Source organism: Streptomyces sp. bgisy100, from assembly GCF_057709105.1.
Genome location: NZ_JBYITE010000015.1, coordinates 59,973 through 73,691 on the forward strand (window position 1 = coordinate 59,973; position 13,719 = coordinate 73,691).

General features: G+C 73.8%; 14 protein-coding genes and 1 pseudogene. 7 read left to right on the plus strand and 8 right to left on the minus strand.

The window, feature by feature from the left end:
• Nucleotides 1-19 precede the first annotated feature (19 nt).
• The 4 genes from AC3EQ1_RS13260 to bioB form a co-directional block, all read right to left on the minus strand.
• Nucleotides 20-691, minus strand: coding sequence for a class I SAM-dependent methyltransferase (locus tag AC3EQ1_RS13260; protein WP_432094516.1), 672 nt, complete (start codon nt 689-691; stop codon nt 20-22).
• Between the two features lie 217 nt (nt 692-908).
• Complete coding sequence (gene bioD, locus AC3EQ1_RS13265) at nt 909-1,628, minus strand: dethiobiotin synthase (RefSeq protein WP_432094517.1); 720 nt, start codon at nt 1,626-1,628, stop codon at nt 909-911.
• Between the two features lie 82 nt (nt 1,629-1,710).
• Nucleotides 1,711-3,015 carry an adenosylmethionine--8-amino-7-oxononanoate transaminase gene (locus tag AC3EQ1_RS13270; RefSeq protein WP_432094518.1) on the minus strand — a complete coding sequence of 435 codons (1,305 nt, stop codon included), beginning with the start codon at nt 3,013-3,015 and terminating at the stop codon, nt 1,711-1,713.
• Entirely contained in the window at nt 3,008-4,240 is a 1,233-nt protein-coding gene (bioB, locus tag AC3EQ1_RS13275) for a biotin synthase BioB (protein WP_432094519.1), read from the minus strand. Before bioB ends, AC3EQ1_RS13270 begins: the two co-directional genes overlap by 8 nt.
• Before the next feature lie 145 nt (nt 4,241-4,385).
• Between bioB and AC3EQ1_RS13280 the strand changes: the two genes are divergently transcribed.
• Together AC3EQ1_RS13280 and AC3EQ1_RS13285 are read left to right on the plus strand one after the other, a co-directional pair.
• Complete coding sequence (locus AC3EQ1_RS13280) at nt 4,386-5,540, plus strand: 8-amino-7-oxononanoate synthase (RefSeq protein ID WP_432094520.1); 1,155 nt, start codon at nt 4,386-4,388, stop codon at nt 5,538-5,540.
• Between the two features lie 369 nt (nt 5,541-5,909).
• Nucleotides 5,910-6,338: an ATP-binding protein gene (locus tag AC3EQ1_RS13285; protein ID WP_432094521.1), complete on the plus strand. Its 429-nt coding sequence runs from the start codon at nt 5,910-5,912 to the stop codon at nt 6,336-6,338.
• A 219-nt stretch (nt 6,339-6,557) separates the two neighbouring features.
• Here AC3EQ1_RS13285 and AC3EQ1_RS13290 read toward each other — a convergent pair whose 3' ends face one another.
• The 4 genes and pseudogenes from AC3EQ1_RS13290 to AC3EQ1_RS13305 all read right to left on the minus strand — a co-directional run bounded on the left by AC3EQ1_RS13290 (nt 6,558) and on the right by AC3EQ1_RS13305 (nt 9,606).
• Nucleotides 6,558-6,950, minus strand: a complete 393-nt coding sequence (locus AC3EQ1_RS13290) for a VOC family protein (protein WP_432094522.1) — start codon at nt 6,948-6,950, stop codon at nt 6,558-6,560.
• Between the two features lie 162 nt (nt 6,951-7,112).
• A pseudogene (locus AC3EQ1_RS13295) lies at nt 7,113-7,457 on the minus strand (C40 family peptidase); the annotation flags it as partial.
• 1,201 nt (nt 7,458-8,658) lie between these two features.
• Nucleotides 8,659-8,970 (minus strand): hypothetical protein, encoded by a 312-nt coding sequence (locus AC3EQ1_RS13300; protein WP_432094523.1) that lies wholly within the window; start codon nt 8,968-8,970, stop codon nt 8,659-8,661.
• 3 nt (nt 8,971-8,973) lie between these two features.
• Nucleotides 8,974-9,606, minus strand: a complete 633-nt coding sequence (locus tag AC3EQ1_RS13305; RefSeq protein ID WP_432094524.1) for an ATP-dependent Clp protease proteolytic subunit — start codon at nt 9,604-9,606, stop codon at nt 8,974-8,976.
• An 84-nt stretch (nt 9,607-9,690) separates the two neighbouring features.
• On the opposite strand from AC3EQ1_RS13305, the gene AC3EQ1_RS13310 reads away from it, so the two are divergent.
• The 5 genes from AC3EQ1_RS13310 to AC3EQ1_RS13330 all read left to right on the plus strand — a co-directional run bounded on the left by AC3EQ1_RS13310 (nt 9,691) and on the right by AC3EQ1_RS13330 (nt 13,716).
• Nucleotides 9,691-9,987 carry a type II toxin-antitoxin system Phd/YefM family antitoxin gene (locus tag AC3EQ1_RS13310; protein ID WP_432094525.1) on the plus strand — a complete coding sequence of 99 codons (297 nt, stop codon included), beginning with the start codon at nt 9,691-9,693 and terminating at the stop codon, nt 9,985-9,987.
• A gap of 336 nt (nt 9,988-10,323) precedes the next feature.
• Nucleotides 10,324-10,626 (plus strand): urease subunit gamma, encoded by a 303-nt coding sequence (locus tag AC3EQ1_RS13315; RefSeq protein ID WP_388852271.1) that lies wholly within the window; start codon nt 10,324-10,326, stop codon nt 10,624-10,626.
• 13 nt (nt 10,627-10,639) lie between these two features.
• Nucleotides 10,640-10,945, plus strand: coding sequence for an urease subunit beta (locus tag AC3EQ1_RS13320; RefSeq protein WP_432094526.1), 306 nt, complete (start codon nt 10,640-10,642; stop codon nt 10,943-10,945).
• Nucleotides 10,946-11,065: 120 nt separating this feature from the next.
• Nucleotides 11,066-12,787: an urease subunit alpha gene (locus tag AC3EQ1_RS13325; protein ID WP_432094527.1), complete on the plus strand. Its 1,722-nt coding sequence runs from the start codon at nt 11,066-11,068 to the stop codon at nt 12,785-12,787.
• Nucleotides 12,788-13,032: 245 nt separating this feature from the next.
• Entirely contained in the window at nt 13,033-13,716 is a 684-nt protein-coding gene (locus AC3EQ1_RS13330) for an urease accessory protein UreF (protein WP_432094587.1), read from the plus strand.
• The last annotated feature ends 3 nt before the right edge of the window (nt 13,717-13,719 follow it).

Below are 13,719 nucleotides of genomic sequence, written 5' to 3' on the forward strand. Positions count from 1 at the left end.
GTTCTCAGGTCCCGGGTTCTCAGGTCCGGGGTTTCCTCGCCGTCCCCAGCACGTGGAAGGAGACCGGCAGGGCGGGGCCGCCCTCGGGGACGCGCAGGCGCCGGTACCGCGCCGGCTCGAACCCTGCCGCCCGCACCGCCGCCAGGGTGTCCCGGCCCGTATGGCAGCCACCGAACAACAGGGGCCAGACCGTACGGTCGAGCGTCTGCTGGGTGAACGCCATGGCCCGTCCTTCCGCCTGGACGTGCTCGAAGAAGCGCAGCTCACCGCCGGGCCGCAGTACCCGGTGGACCTCGCGCAGCGCCCGCGGCAGATCCCGGACGCTGCACAGGACGAGCGAGGCGACCGCCGCGTCGAACGCCTCGCTCTTCACGGGCAGCGCCTCCGCCGTGCCCGGTACGACATCGACCGGGACCTCCGAGCGCAGCGCGGCCTCCGCGGCCAGCCTGCGCAGATGGCGTTCCGGCTCGATCGCCACCACCTCGGACACGGCCCCGGGGTAGTGGGCGAAGTTCAGTCCGTTCCCCGCGCCGAGCTCGATCACCCGCCCGGACAGCCCGGCGAGCAACTCCTCCCGGTGCGCGGCGATCCCGCCCCTGTCCTCGGCGGCGGTGCTGAGCCGGGCGTAGAAGCGGGCGAAGAGCGGGTGGTGCACGGCGTCCCGGGGAACCGTGCTGCGGCGCAGACCCATGGCAGGTCCCTTCTCCCGGCAGCGGGCGTCACCCGGAATTCTCCCCCGGTGGGGCGGGCTTGCACCGTTCCGTACGGAGGACGTGTCCGGCCCCGGTTTCGGCCGGTCCGGCGGTTGGCCTCAGCCGCCGGAGAGCACTGGGACCTCCGGCCGCGGCCCGGGGGCGCTGTGCCTGCCGTACGCGCCGTGCCCCGTACGCTCCCCGCACCGGCCGGGTCTACTCCGGCGCCATCCCCGCGGTGAAGCTCCGGGCGCACCAGGTGCCGCCCAGCTCGGGCCCCAGCCAGCCCGGTGCCCCGGCGCGGAAGTCCGCGGGGCTCAGCGCCCCGGCCCGCTGCGGAACGGCGCCCGCCAGCGGCGCGTCCGCCACCTCCGGCAGCTCCGCCAGGTTGCAGCGGTCCGCCAGGTCCGGGTCGTCGGGCCAGCTGCCGATCACCACGCCCGCACAGGTCAACCGCCGTGCCCGCAGGGCCTCCGAGGTCAGCGTCGTCGCGTTCAGCGTGCCGAGCCCCGCGGTGGTGACGACCAGCACCGGGGCGGACAGCAGCCGCGCCGCGTCGGCCAGCGTCGCCCCCTGCTCGTCGAACCGGACGAGCAGGCCGCCCGCCCCCTCGACCAGGACGAGGTCGTGCTCGGCCGCCAGCTTCTCCGCGGCCTCGGCGATCCGGTCGGGGCGGACCGGGGCCATCCCGGCGCGCCGCGCGGCCGTGGAGGGGGCCAACGGCTCCGGGAAGCGGGCCAGTTCGGCCGTGGTGAGCCGGCCGGCGAGCCGCGTGACCTCCGCGGCGTCGCCGGGCTCGTCCGGTCCGACGCCGGTCTGGGCCGGTTTCAGCACCGCCACCGAGCGGCCCGCCGCCAGCGCCGTCGCGGCCACGGCGGCGGTCACCACCGTCTTGCCGATCTCCGTGCCCGTCCCCGAGACGACCACAACTGCCATGTCGTTCCTCCGCCTTCCGGTCCGCCGGGTTCCCGGGCGCACCGCCGTGCTCCGGCCCCACCGAAAGCGGTGGGGCCGGTCCTCAGCCCGCGGCTGCGGCCGCGCACACGGCCGCACCGATCCGGGCCAGATCCTCGTCACCCGTGATGTAGGGCGGCATGGTGTAGAGGAGGTCGCGGAACGGCCGCACCCACACCCCTTCGCGGGCCGCCGCCCGGGTCGCCGCCGCCATGTCCGCCTCGTGGTCGAGCTGGACGACCCCGATCGCGCCGAGGACGCGTACGTCCCGGACCGCGGGGAGCTCCCCGGCCGGCGCCAGGCCCTCGCGCAGCCCGGCCTCGATGCGCTTCACCTCGCCCTGCCAGTCGTGGGAGAGCAGCAGGTCGACCGAGGCCAGCGAGACGGCCGCGGCGAGCGGGTTGGCCATGAAGGTCGGGCCGTGCGCCAGCACGGGCACCTCGCCGCGGGAGATGCCGTCGGCCACCCGGGACGTGCAGAGGGTGGCCGCCATCGTCAGATAGCCGCCGGTCAGGGCCTTCCCCAGGCACATCACGTCCGGGGAGATGCCCGCGTGCTCCGCCGCGAACAGCGTGCCCGTGCGGCCGAAGCCCGTGGCGATCTCGTCCAGGACCAGCAGGACGTCGTGCTCGTCGCAGGCCTCCCGCAGCACGCGCAGGCAGTCGGGGGAGTGGAAGCGCATCCCGCCCGCGCCCTGCACCACCGGCTCGACGATCACCGCGGCCAGCTCGTCGGCGTGCCGGGCGATCAGCTCCCGCAGATGCCGTGCGTACGCCTCGTCGGGCTCGGCGTCGAAGCCGGACGGCGGGGCGTCGGCGAAGATCTGCCGCGGCAGGGTGCCGGACCACAGGTGGTGCATCCCGCCCTCCGGGTCGCACACCGACATCGGCTGCCAGGTGTCACCGTGGTAGCCGCCCCGCCAGGTCAGCAGGCGCTGCTTCGCCGGGCGGCCGACCGAGCGCCAGTACTGGCGGCACATCTTCACGGCGACCTCGACCGACACCGAGCCGGAGTCGGCCAGGAAGACGTGCTGCAGCGGTTCCGGGGTGATCTCCACCAGCCGGGCGGCCAGCCGGACCGCGGGCTCATGGGTGAGCCCCCCGAACATCACATGGCTCATCCGGTCCAGCTGGGCGCGCGCGGCCTCGTTCAGCACCGGGTGGTTGTAGCCGTGGACGGCGGACCACCACGACGCCATGCCGTCGATCAGCTCGGTGTGCCCCTCGACCGGTTCCGCCAGGCGCAGCCGGACCCCGGCCGCGGACTCCACGACCAGCGGGTCCTGCCGCCCCGGCATCGGGCCGTACGGGTGCCAGACGTGCTGCCGGTCCAGGGCGAGGAGCTCGCCCGTGGTCAGCGGCTCAGGCATTGGGCGCGACGTCCGTCCCCGCCCCGCGGCGGCGCACCGCGACCAGGTCCGGCCGGACGTCGCCCGGCGCGGCCTGCGCGGGCACCGGCTCGGCCCCGGCCTCCGCGACCGGTTCGGTCCCGGCCTCCGCGGCCGGTGCGGCCTCGGCACCGCCGTCGCCGCAGGGCGCGCAGCCGCCGGAGTGCGAGCCGCAGCCGCCGCCCGCCGCCGCCAGGGCGTCGGCCCGGTGCTCGGGCAGCGTCGTCGTACCGGCGCCCTCCACCTCGAAGCCCGCGTCGGCGATCATGTCGAGGTCGGCCTGGCCGGCCTGGCCCTCACTGGTCAGGTAGTCACCAAGGAAGATCGAGTTGGCCAGGTGCAGCGCGAGCGGCTGCAGCGACCGCAGGTGCACCTCACGCCCGCCGGCCAGCCGCACCTCGACGTCCGGGCAGACGAAACGGACCATCGCGAGGATCCGCAGCGCCCGCTGCGGGGTGAGGTTCCACTCCTTGGCGAGCGGGGTGCCCTCGAACGGGATGAGGAAGTTGACCGGCACCGAGTCCGGGTCCAGCTCGCGCAGCGAGTAGACCACGTCCACCAGGTCCTCGTCGGTCTCGCCCAGGCCCGCGATCAGACCCGAGCAGGCGGACAGGCCCGCGGCCTGGGCCTGCTGCACCGTCGACACCCGGTCGGCGTAGGTGTGCGTGGTGGTGATCTCGCCGTAGGTGGCTTCCGAGGTGTTGAGGTTGTGGTTGTACGCGTCCGCGCCCGCCGCGCGCAGCCGCTCCGCCTGGCCGTCGTTGAGCAGCCCGAGGCAGGCGCAGACCTCGACGTCCTCGTTGTGCTCCTTGATCGCCTCGATCGTCTTCGTGACCCGGTCCACGTCCCGGTCGGTCGGCCCGCGTCCGCTCGCCACCAGGCACACCCGCTTGGCGCCGCCGGCCACGCCCGCATCCGCCGCCGCGACGGCCTCGTCCGGCTTCAGCCAGGTGTACTTCAGGATCTCGGCCTTCGAGCCGAGCCGCTGGGAACAGTACGAACAGTCCTCCGGGCAGAGCCCGGACTTCAGGTTGACCAGGTAGTTCAGTTTCACCCGGCGGCCGAACCACTGGCGGCGCACCTTCCCGGCCGCGGCCACCACGTCGAGCAGCTCGTCGTCCGACGTGGCCAGTACCGCAAGCGCCTCGTCCCGGGTGGGCAGCTCGCGACGCAGCCCCTTGTCCACCAGCGTGTTCAGCAGATCCATGGCGCAGATCCTTGCCTACCGCACCGCTCCCGGCCAAGGAGGGACGGCACAAGACGCCCCTATCGAGGTGTGTGTATTGCCACACCCTGCCCGGCGCATCCCCCGACTACGGTTTGGGCAGACCCCACAGACGCGAGGACGGCCGATGCCCCACGACCCGTTCGACTGGATCGACGAGCAGGCGCGGGCGCGCCACCGCGCCGGGCTGGTCCGCACGCTGCGGCCTCGACCGGCGGGCTCCCCGCTACTGGATCTGGCGAGCAACGACTATCTGGGGCTGGCCCGCCACCCCGAGGTCACCGAGGCGGCCGCCGCTGCCGCCCGCCGGTGGGGCGCCGGAGCGACCGGGTCCCGCCTGGTCACCGGCACCACCGAGCTGCACGCCGAGCTCGAGGGGGAACTCGCCCGGTTCTGCGGCTTCGAGGCCGCTCTGGTGCTCTCCTCCGGGTATGCCGCCAATCTCGCGGCCGTCACCGCGCTGAGCGGCCACGGCACTCTCCTGGTCTCCGACGCGGGCAACCACGCCTCGCTCATCGACGGCTGCCGCCTCTCCCGGGCCGGGACCGCCGTCGTCCCGCACGCCGACCCGGCGGCCGTCCGCAAGACCCTCGGGGCGCACGAGGGCCCGGCCGTCACCGTCACCGACTCCGTCTTCTCGGTCGACGGCGACGCCGCACCGCTGCCCGAGCTGGCCTCGGCCTGCCGCGCGCACGGGGCGGCCCTGCTGGTCGACGACGCCCACGGGCTGGGCGTCCTCGGCGAGGGCGGGCGCGGCGCCCTGCACGCGGCCGGGCTGGCCGGGGCACCGGACGTGGTCGCCACGGCCACCCTCTCCAAGTCCCTCGGCAGCCAGGGCGGCGTGGTCCTCGGCCCCGCCCGGGTGATCGAGCACCTGGTGAACACCGCCCGGACCTTCATCTTCGACACCGGGCTCGCGCCGGCCGCCACCGGCGCCGCCCTGACGGCCCTGCGGCTGCTCGCGCGCTCGCCGGAGCGGGCGGAGCGGGCCCGCGCGGTCGCCTCCGGCCTGCACGGACGGCTCACGGCGGCCGGCCTCGCCGCCGTCCGGCCGGACGCCTGTGTGGTCTCGGTGCGCGCCCCCTCCCCGGAGGCGGCCGTGCAATGGGCGGCCGACTGCCGCTCCGCCGGGCTGGTCGCCGGCTGCTTCCGCCCCCCGTCGGTGCCCGACGGCATCTCCCGGCTGCGGCTGACCGCACGCGCCGATCTGTCGGACCGGCAGATCGAGGAGGCCGTCGCCACCATCGTCGCGACGGCCCCGGACGGGGCGGCGGCCGGCTGACCCCGCCGCAGTGCCCGGGCTCCGGACCGCGCGCCGGGACGGTTCCCGGACGGGCTGCGAGCCTCCTGTCGCGGAGAGTCCCCTGCCGGGGATGGCCTCCTGTCGCGGAGAGCCCCCTGCCGGGGATGGTCCCCTGCCACGGAGAGCCCCCTGTCGCGGAGTTGTCCCGCCGGGGTCATGCGCTGTCCACATCCGGTCTTCCGTCGGAGAGTTCACTGCTTCGGGCGACAGAATTCCGTACATCTTGGGGGATCACCCCCGACACCGCAGTATCAGTGGCACTCTGACGCGAAGCGGCCGTCCGAACCCGAGCCCGACCCCGTCGTGCAACGCGTCGGACCCCGGACGGTGGGAAGGGACAGCGTTGCCATGGCAGACCACCTGGAAGCCTCCGTCACCTTGCCGAGCGATCCGGTCTCGGTCGCCACAGCCCGCCGCCAGGTGACGGAGGTGCTGACGGAGTGGGGCCTGCCGGAGGGCGCCGAAGCGGCCGACACCGTACGCCTCATCGTGTCCGAGCTGGCCACCAACGCCATCCTGCACACCTTCGGCCAGTCGCCCACCTTCACCGTCGTCCTGCAGCTCGAACGGGACGAGACCCTGCGCATCGGGGTCACCGACAGTCACCCCCGCTGGCCGCAGCGGCTGCCCGCGGCGGTGCAGCAGGACAACGGCCGCGGCCTCGTGATCATCAGGTCGCTCACCGCCGAATCCGGCGGCAAGCTCTCGGTCACACCCACGGCGGATGGCGGCAAGACGGTCTGGATCCGGCTGCCCTGGATCACCCCGGCCCGCTGACCACCCCGGCCCCTGACCGCCGCCGCGCCCCGTCGTCCGGGTGTCCCGGGTCCCGCCCCGTCCGGCACGGGCCTTCGTCCGTGCACGCATCGTCCGCCGGGCGCCCCGCGATCGGGCACACCGGAGCACGTGGCCCCGCTCTCAGGGCACGGCCTGTCGTGTCTCGGCCCGCCTGCCGTGTCCCAGCTGCCGTGTCCCAGCCCTGTTCGGCGCAGCTGCTCATGCCGTCAACCCGCGCTCCGCAGCACTCCGTTCCACACAGAACTCGTTGCCCTCCGGGTCGGCCATCACCACCCAGCCGAGCCCCTCGCCGTCGCGGTGGTCGGCCACCACCGTGGCGCCGAGGGCGGCCAGCCGCTCCACCTCGGTGTCCCGGGTGCCGGTGGCCGGCTGGATGTCCAGGTGGATCCGGTTCTTCACCGACTTCTCCTCCGCCACCTGCATGAACAGGAGCCCGGGCACGCCCGGTTCGCCCGCGGTGAGCAGCGCGAAATCGTCCGCCGGGTCGCTGTCCTCGACGCGGTAGCCGGTGAGCGCCGACCAGAAGCGCGCCAGCGCGTGCGGGTCACGGGAGTCGACGGTGATGTGCCGGACGGGGTTGAGAAAAGGCATGCTGCTCCCAGATCGCCGGGGCCGGAGGTCCACTGGTGCCGCCGAAGCTGCTCCGGGGCACCGACAGCCGGTACGGGAGTCAGCACCGGCCGCCGGTGCCGTCGTACGGGCCGCCGTTCCCGGACGGCCCGTACGCTGGTCGGTGCAGACTCCGTCGGCTCGTCAGTTCACCCGTGAATAGGTGACGTTTGGGGTCCAGATCGTCTCCAGCCGGACCCGGGCGCCGGTCCGCGGCGAGTGCCAGATCTTGTTGTCGCCCGCGTAGATGCCCACATGGTTGATCCCGCCCGGCGAGCCGAAGAAGACCAGGTCACCCGGCTGCCGTTGGGACGCCGGGAGGTGCCGGGTGTAGTGGTACTGCTGGGCGGCGGTGCGCGGAAGCTGCTTGCCCGCCAGCCGGAACGCGTACTGGGTGAGCCCCGAGCAGTCGAACTGGTATGGCCCTTCGGCACCCCAGACGTAGGGCGCGCCCTGCTTCGAGGCGGCGATCGCCAGCGCCCGGATCCCGGGCGCCAACGTGGTCCGCTTGTGCCGGGGCGCCTTCGGCTTCGTCGGCTTGGCGGGCCTGGGCCTGCGGGGCGCCGGCCTCGCTGGCTCCTCCCGGGGCGCCTGGGCCTTCGGCGGTTCGCGCCGCGGCGGCTTCCTCCTGGGTGGCTCGGCCTTCGGCGCCTTCGGCCGCTCCGGCGCCGTCCGTGGCGGTTCGGTTTTCGGCCGCGGCAGCGTTCCCGAGGCGTCGGCCTTCGGGGGCCGGGCCGCCGGCCCGCCCGTTCCCGGAGCCGGCCGGCCGGCCGGTCTGCCCGGGGCGTCCGGCGGGCCGGTCCGATCAGGGGGCGGTTCCATCCCGGGCGCGGCCCGCTCGACCATGGGCGGAGCCATCCCGGGCGGCGCTGGCGGTCCGGAGCGGGGCAGCTCGGTGCCGGGCGGCGCCGTCGTGCCCCGGGGCGGCCGGACGCCGCTCCCCGCCGTGGCCGTGCCTCCTGCGCCGGGCGCCGGGGAGACCGTACTGACCTGGGACGTCTCCGGAACGGGCGCGGCCTGGGCCGGGGCGGAGCCGGGGCCCAGCAGGGTACCGCCCACAGCGGCGAGTGTGAGCGCCGATGCGGCGCCCGCCCGGGAGAACAGGGAGGGGACGTGCGTTGGTGCGGCCATGTGCGACCCTTCGTCAGCCGCCTGTGAGGGATGGCCTGTCGGGTTCGGGACGGCGAAGTGGCCCGGCCGCGGGCAGCGGCTTCACCCCAGGAGCGGACCGTTGCCCGGCCCACGGCCGCGGTCCGCCCCGCACTGCTCGGGTCCTCCACTCCTGCCGAAAGCACTCTCTGTCGACCCGGCATCCGGGACGGCGGCAGGATTCGGCGTCCGTCCGGACTGCCCCGCCGCGGCGGCGGGGGCTTGTCGTTCCCCGGATGCTCCCTGCCGCCGCCGAGGATTCCGGACCGACGCGACCTGTGTGACGTTCATCACATGTATGTCGTTCGGGTGAGTAGTGCTCTTTTCTGCATTCCTGCCTTATGCGGGGGAAGCCTGGTGTCGACCGGGTCGCGCCGGGCCTGCATCCGCTCCGGCCTGTGCGCAAGTCGATCAGTGCGACGGTCTGTCCGAAGGTCCATCGATTGAGCGAGTCCGTTCAGCCGCAACTGAGGACACGTCAGGTGACGGACCGTCGGATGATGCCGACGGACGGTCGCGCGATGTGTCACGTGGCGACCCGTCAGCCCTCGCTGTCCGGTGGCAGGGTGGCCCGCGTCGCGCGGCGCTCGCCGTCCAGGACCCGCAGGGCCCGCGTCAGAGTCGTGGCGTGCAGCCGGCTCTCCCCGCGGTCGTGCATGAGGGTCAGTGCGTCCCGCAGGGCGGTGGCCCTGCCGACCAGGGCCTGCGCCGCGCGCAGAGCGGTGTAGGTGTGGGTGCCCCGCGTCGGGTTGATCCGCCCGACCAGATCCAGCACCTCCAGATACCGGTCGACCAGCTCGCACTCCGCCCGGGTCAGGGCGGGCAGCGGGGGCAGCTCGGGCAGTGGCTTCACGGTTCACCCGGCCCGTCGGAGGTCCGACTGCTTGCGGCTGCCCAGGATGTGGTCGGCCAGCCCGTAGGCCACCGCGTCCTCGGCCCGGAAGATCTTGTCCCGTTCGATGTCGCGGGCGATCTGCTCACGTGGCCGGCCGGTGTGCCGCGCGAGCAGCTCCTCGAGCAGATCGCGCTGTCGCAGCAGCTCGTTCGCGTGGATCTCCAGTTCCGACGCCTGCCCCTGGACCGGCTCGGAGAAGGACGGCTGGTGGATGAGGATGCGGGAGCCGGGCAGCATCAGCCGCTTCCCGGGCGCCCCGGCCGCGAACAGCACCGCGGCCGCGGACGCGGCCTGCCCCAGGCACACGGTCTCGATGTCACAGGTGACGAACTGCATCGTGTCGTGGATCGCCGTCATCGCGGTCAGCGATCCGCCGGGGGAGTTGATGTAGAGCGAGATGTCGCGGTCCGGTGCGGCGTGCTCCAGGTGAATGAGCTGCGCCATGACGTCGTTGGCCGAGGTGTCGTCGACCGGCGAGCCGAGAAAGACGATCCGCTCCTCGAGGAGCTTGGAGTACGGATCCGTCGTGCGCACCTCCGAGCCGGTGCGCTCGGAGAACTGTGGCAGGACGTGGCGGGCGGTGGGGCGGTCCATCGGTACACCTCTCGTCGGTGCTCCGGAAGGAGCGAAGCGTCTGTAAAAAATGTACAGGACGTACATCCCGTTAGAATGGGGAGCATGGCCTACGAGATTCCGGTGACGCAAGCCCGCGCAGAGCTCGCGGAACTGATCAACCGCGTCGTGTACGGCGGTGAGCGGGTGGTCGTCACCCGCCACGGCAAGCCCCTCGTGGCGCTGGTGTCAGCAGCTGACCTGCAACAACTCGAAGAGGCGGAGAGCGCCCCGGACGACCGGGTGATCAGCACGGTCTCGGTGGTGCGCGAGGGCGAGTCCGCTGTCGGCGAACGCCGCCGCTTCGGCATTGCCGCGGAACACCGCCGTCCCGGGGCCGGGGACCGCAACCGGGACAGCTGACCGCGCAACTCCGGTGTCGTGCCGGGCCGTTCGCGGAGCGGCGCCTTCACAGGGTGAGCACCGTCAGGGCGGCACCCGCATCACGGCGCCTCATGCCGATGCCGCGGACCGGTCGGCACCGGCGACCGGCAGAGTTAACGTCACCGAAACGCCCACGAAGTAGCCTGCGGCAACGAACCCGGAAGGGCCGTCCCCGCGGGCCGGTGTGGCAGGGCGGCCACCGCCACGGCGCGTGGTACGCCTGTTTCCGCGACGCGCCGCGCCGCAGCCCGGGGACGGTATCCGGGCAGCTCCCGCCGCAGGACCGGGAGCGTCGACGACGGTGAGGTGGGAAGCGTGCAACTGACCCCGCACGAGCAGGAACGGCTGCTCATTCATGTGGCGGCGGACGTCGCCGAGAAGCGCAGGGCCCGCGGGGTGCGGCTGAACCACCCCGAGTCCGTCGCCCTCATCACCGCGCACATCCTGGAGGGCGCCCGCGACGGCCGTACCGTCGCCGAACTCATGCGCTCCGGCCGCAAGGTGCTCACCCGGGACGACGTCATGGAGGGCATCCCCGAGATGATCCACGACGTCCAGGTCGAGGCGACCTTCCCGGACGGCACCAAGCTCGTCACCGTCCACGAGCCGATCAGCTGACGGGAGTGTGCGCATGATCCCCGGAGAGGTGCTGTTCCAGGACGCGCCGGTGCCGCTCAACGCCGGCCGCCCGGTCACCCGAGTCACCGTTCTCAACGCCGCCGACCGGCCCGTCCAGGTCGGCTCCCACTACCACTTCGCCGAGGCCAACCCCGGTCTCGACTTCGACCGTGCGGCAGCCCGCGGCCTGCGGCTCAACATCGCGGCAGGTACGGCCGTCCGCTTCGAACCGGGCATCCCCGTCGAGGTCGAGCTCGTGCCGATCGCCGGGCGCCGGATCGTCCCCGGACTGCGCGGCGAGACCGGAGGCGCCCTGTGAACGGCGGACACCGGAACGCCGGAGCGGGTTCCGGACGGGCCGTCGGCCCCCGGCACCGCGGCGAGGCAGCCGGTACGCAGCACAGCCGCACCCGCGGCGGAACCCACCACGAGGTGCACCATGGCTGAACTCTCGCGTGCCGCATACGCCGATCTCTTCGGTCCCACCACGGGCGACCGCATCCGGCTCGCCGACACCGGCCTCCTCGTCGAGATCGAGCGCGACCTGGCCGGCGGCCCCGGAGCGGCGGGCGAGGAAGCCGTCTTCGGCGGCGGCAAGGTGATCCGCGAGTCCATGGGCCAGGCCCGTACCACCCGGGCCGCGGGCGCCGCGGACACCGTGATCACCGGCGCCGTCGTCCTCGACCACTGGGGCGTGATCAAGGCCGACATCGGCATCCGGGACGGCCGCATCACCGGTCTGGGCAAGGCCGGGAACCCCGACACCATGGACGGCGTCCATCCCGCCCTGGTCATCGGGCCGGAAACCGAGATCATCGCCGGGAACGGCAGGATCGTCACCGCGGGCGCCATCGACGCGCATGTCCACTTCATCTGCCCGCAACTCGTCGACGAGGCCCTGGCCTCGGGCGTCACCACGCTCGTCGGTGGCGGCACCGGACCCGCCGAGGGCACCAAGGCGACCACCATCACCCCCGGCCCCTGGCATCTGGCCCGCATGTTCGAGGCGATGGAGGCGTTTCCGGTCAACATCGGGCTGCTCGGCAAGGGCAACACCACCTCCCGTGAGGCGATGCACAGCCAACTGCGCGGCGGCGCCCTCGGATTCAAGATCCACGAGGACTGGGGTGCCACGCCCGCCGCCATCGACGCCGCTCTGGGCGTGTGCGAGGAGACCGGCGCCCAGCTCGCCATCCACACCGACACCCTGAACGAGGCGGGATTCGTCGGGGACACCCTCGCGGCGATCGCCGGCCGCACCATCCACGCGTACCACACCGAGGGAGCGGGCGGCGGGCACGCGCCGGACATCATCACCGTGGTCTCCGAGCCCCATGTGCTGCCCAGTTCGACGAATCCGACCCGCCCGCACACCGTGAACACCGTCGAGGAGCACCTCGACATGCTGATGGTGTGCCATCACCTCAACCCGGCGGTGCCGGAGGACCTGGCCTTCGCCGAATCCCGCATCCGGCCCAGCACCATCGCCGCCGAGGACGTGCTGCACGACCTCGGAGCGATCTCGATCATCTCCTCCGACTCCCAGGCCATGGGGCGCATCGGCGAAGTGGTGCTCCGCACCTGGCAGACCGCCCATGTCATGAAGAAGCGGCGGGGAGCTCTGCCCGGGGACGGCCGCGCGGACAACCACCGCGCCCGGCGCTACGTGGCGAAGTACACCATCAACCCCGCCGTCGCCCAGGGCCTGGACGGCGAGATCGGGTCCGTGGAGACCGGCAAGCTCGCCGATCTGGTGCTCTGGGACCCGGCGTTCTTCGGCGTCAAACCCCGGCTGGTGCTCAAGGGCGGGCAGATCGCCTGTGCGCAGATGGGTGACGCCAATGCCTCCATCCCCACCCCGCAGCCGGTGATGCCCCGCCCGATGTTCGGGGCCACCGGCCGGGCACCGGCGGCCAACTCCGTCAACTTCGTGGCTCCCGCGGCACTCGAGGACGGGCTGCCCGAACGGCTCGGTCTGGACAAACGGTTCGCCGCCATCAGCAGCACCCGGGGCGTCGGCAAGGCCGACATGCGGGAGAACGACGCGCGCCCGCAGGTCGTCGTCGACCCGGACACCTTCACGGTCACCATCGACGGCACGGCCGTCGAACCGGAGCCCGCGGAGGAACTGCCCATGGCCCAGCGGTACTTCCTCTTCTGAAATCTCTGAAACCTCTGAAACGGGCGGCCCGCACGATGAGCACCCCCCTCGGCCGGCCGGTACGGCAGGCCGCCACCGGCGTCACGGTGGACTCCGCGCCGACCGCCGGCCCGCCGCCCGCGTCCGGCACCAGCGGCACCGCGCCCGGCCCCGGCGGGCCCCTCGCCGACCCCAGGGAATCGCCTGACGGCCCGGTCACCGCGAGCCGCAGCGCCCCAGCGGCCGCCGGCGCCCCGGACGGGGCCGTGCCGCCCGCGGGCCGTGCGGCGTTGCTGGTGCTCGCCGACGGGCGGTTCCCCGCGGGCGGACACGCCCACTCCGGGGGAGCGGAGGCCGCCGTGGACGCGGGCCGCATCCGCGACGCCGGGACCCTGAGCGACTTCTGCCGCGGCCGGCTGCACACCGCGGGGCTGGTGGCCGCCGCGCTCGCCGCCGCGGCGGCCACGGGCCTCGACCCGGTCCTGCTGGACGAGGCCGCCGACGCCCGTACCCCCTCACCCGCTCTCCGTGTCACCGCGCGGCGGCTCGGGCGCCAGATGATGCGGGCGGCGCGGGCCGTCTGGCCCTCCCCGGAGCTCGACGCCCTGGCCGCCGCCCGGCCGCGCGGGGTGCACCAGCCCGTCGTTCTCGGCCTGGCCGCCCGCGCCGCGGGGCTGACACCGCTCGACGCCGCGCACGCCGCCGCATACGAATCCGTCAGTGCCCCGGCCACCGCCGCGGTGCGGCTGCTCGGTCTCGACCCGTTCCAGGCCGCCGCGGTCCTGGCCCGGCTCGCACCCGCGCTCGACCGTGTCGCCGGGCAGGCCGCCCTCGCTGCCCAACAGGCCCTCCACGAGGGCGTGGACGCCCTCCCCGCGGCATCCGCGCCGCTCCTCGACATCGCCGCCGAGCGGCACGCCGGCTGGCCCGTACGTCTCTTCGCCTCATAACCG

What these genes read in the sequence shown, in the direction of transcription:
- AC3EQ1_RS13260 (WP_432094516.1), bottom strand. Translation starts at nt 691, where the DNA reads ATGGGTCTGCGCCGCAGCACGGTTCCCCGGGACGCCGTGCACCACCCG.
- bioD (WP_432094517.1), bottom strand. Translation starts at nt 1,628, where the DNA reads ATGGCAGTTGTGGTCGTCTCGGGGACGGGCACGGAGATCGGCAAGACG.
- AC3EQ1_RS13270 (WP_432094518.1), bottom strand. Translation starts at nt 3,015, where the DNA reads ATGCCTGAGCCGCTGACCACGGGCGAGCTCCTCGCCCTGGACCGGCAG.
- bioB (WP_432094519.1), bottom strand. Translation starts at nt 4,240, where the DNA reads ATGGATCTGCTGAACACGCTGGTGGACAAGGGGCTGCGTCGCGAGCTG.
- AC3EQ1_RS13280 (WP_432094520.1), top strand. Translation starts at nt 4,386, where the DNA reads ATGCCCCACGACCCGTTCGACTGGATCGACGAGCAGGCGCGGGCGCGC.
- AC3EQ1_RS13285 (WP_432094521.1), top strand. Translation starts at nt 5,910, where the DNA reads ATGGCAGACCACCTGGAAGCCTCCGTCACCTTGCCGAGCGATCCGGTC.
- AC3EQ1_RS13290 (WP_432094522.1), bottom strand. Translation starts at nt 6,950, where the DNA reads ATGCCTTTTCTCAACCCCGTCCGGCACATCACCGTCGACTCCCGTGAC.
- AC3EQ1_RS13305 (WP_432094524.1), bottom strand. Translation starts at nt 9,606, where the DNA reads ATGGACCGCCCCACCGCCCGCCACGTCCTGCCACAGTTCTCCGAGCGC.
- AC3EQ1_RS13310 (WP_432094525.1), top strand. Translation starts at nt 9,691, where the DNA reads ATGGCCTACGAGATTCCGGTGACGCAAGCCCGCGCAGAGCTCGCGGAA.
- AC3EQ1_RS13320 (WP_432094526.1), top strand. Translation starts at nt 10,640, where the DNA reads ATGATCCCCGGAGAGGTGCTGTTCCAGGACGCGCCGGTGCCGCTCAAC.
- AC3EQ1_RS13325 (WP_432094527.1), top strand. Translation starts at nt 11,066, where the DNA reads ATGGCTGAACTCTCGCGTGCCGCATACGCCGATCTCTTCGGTCCCACC.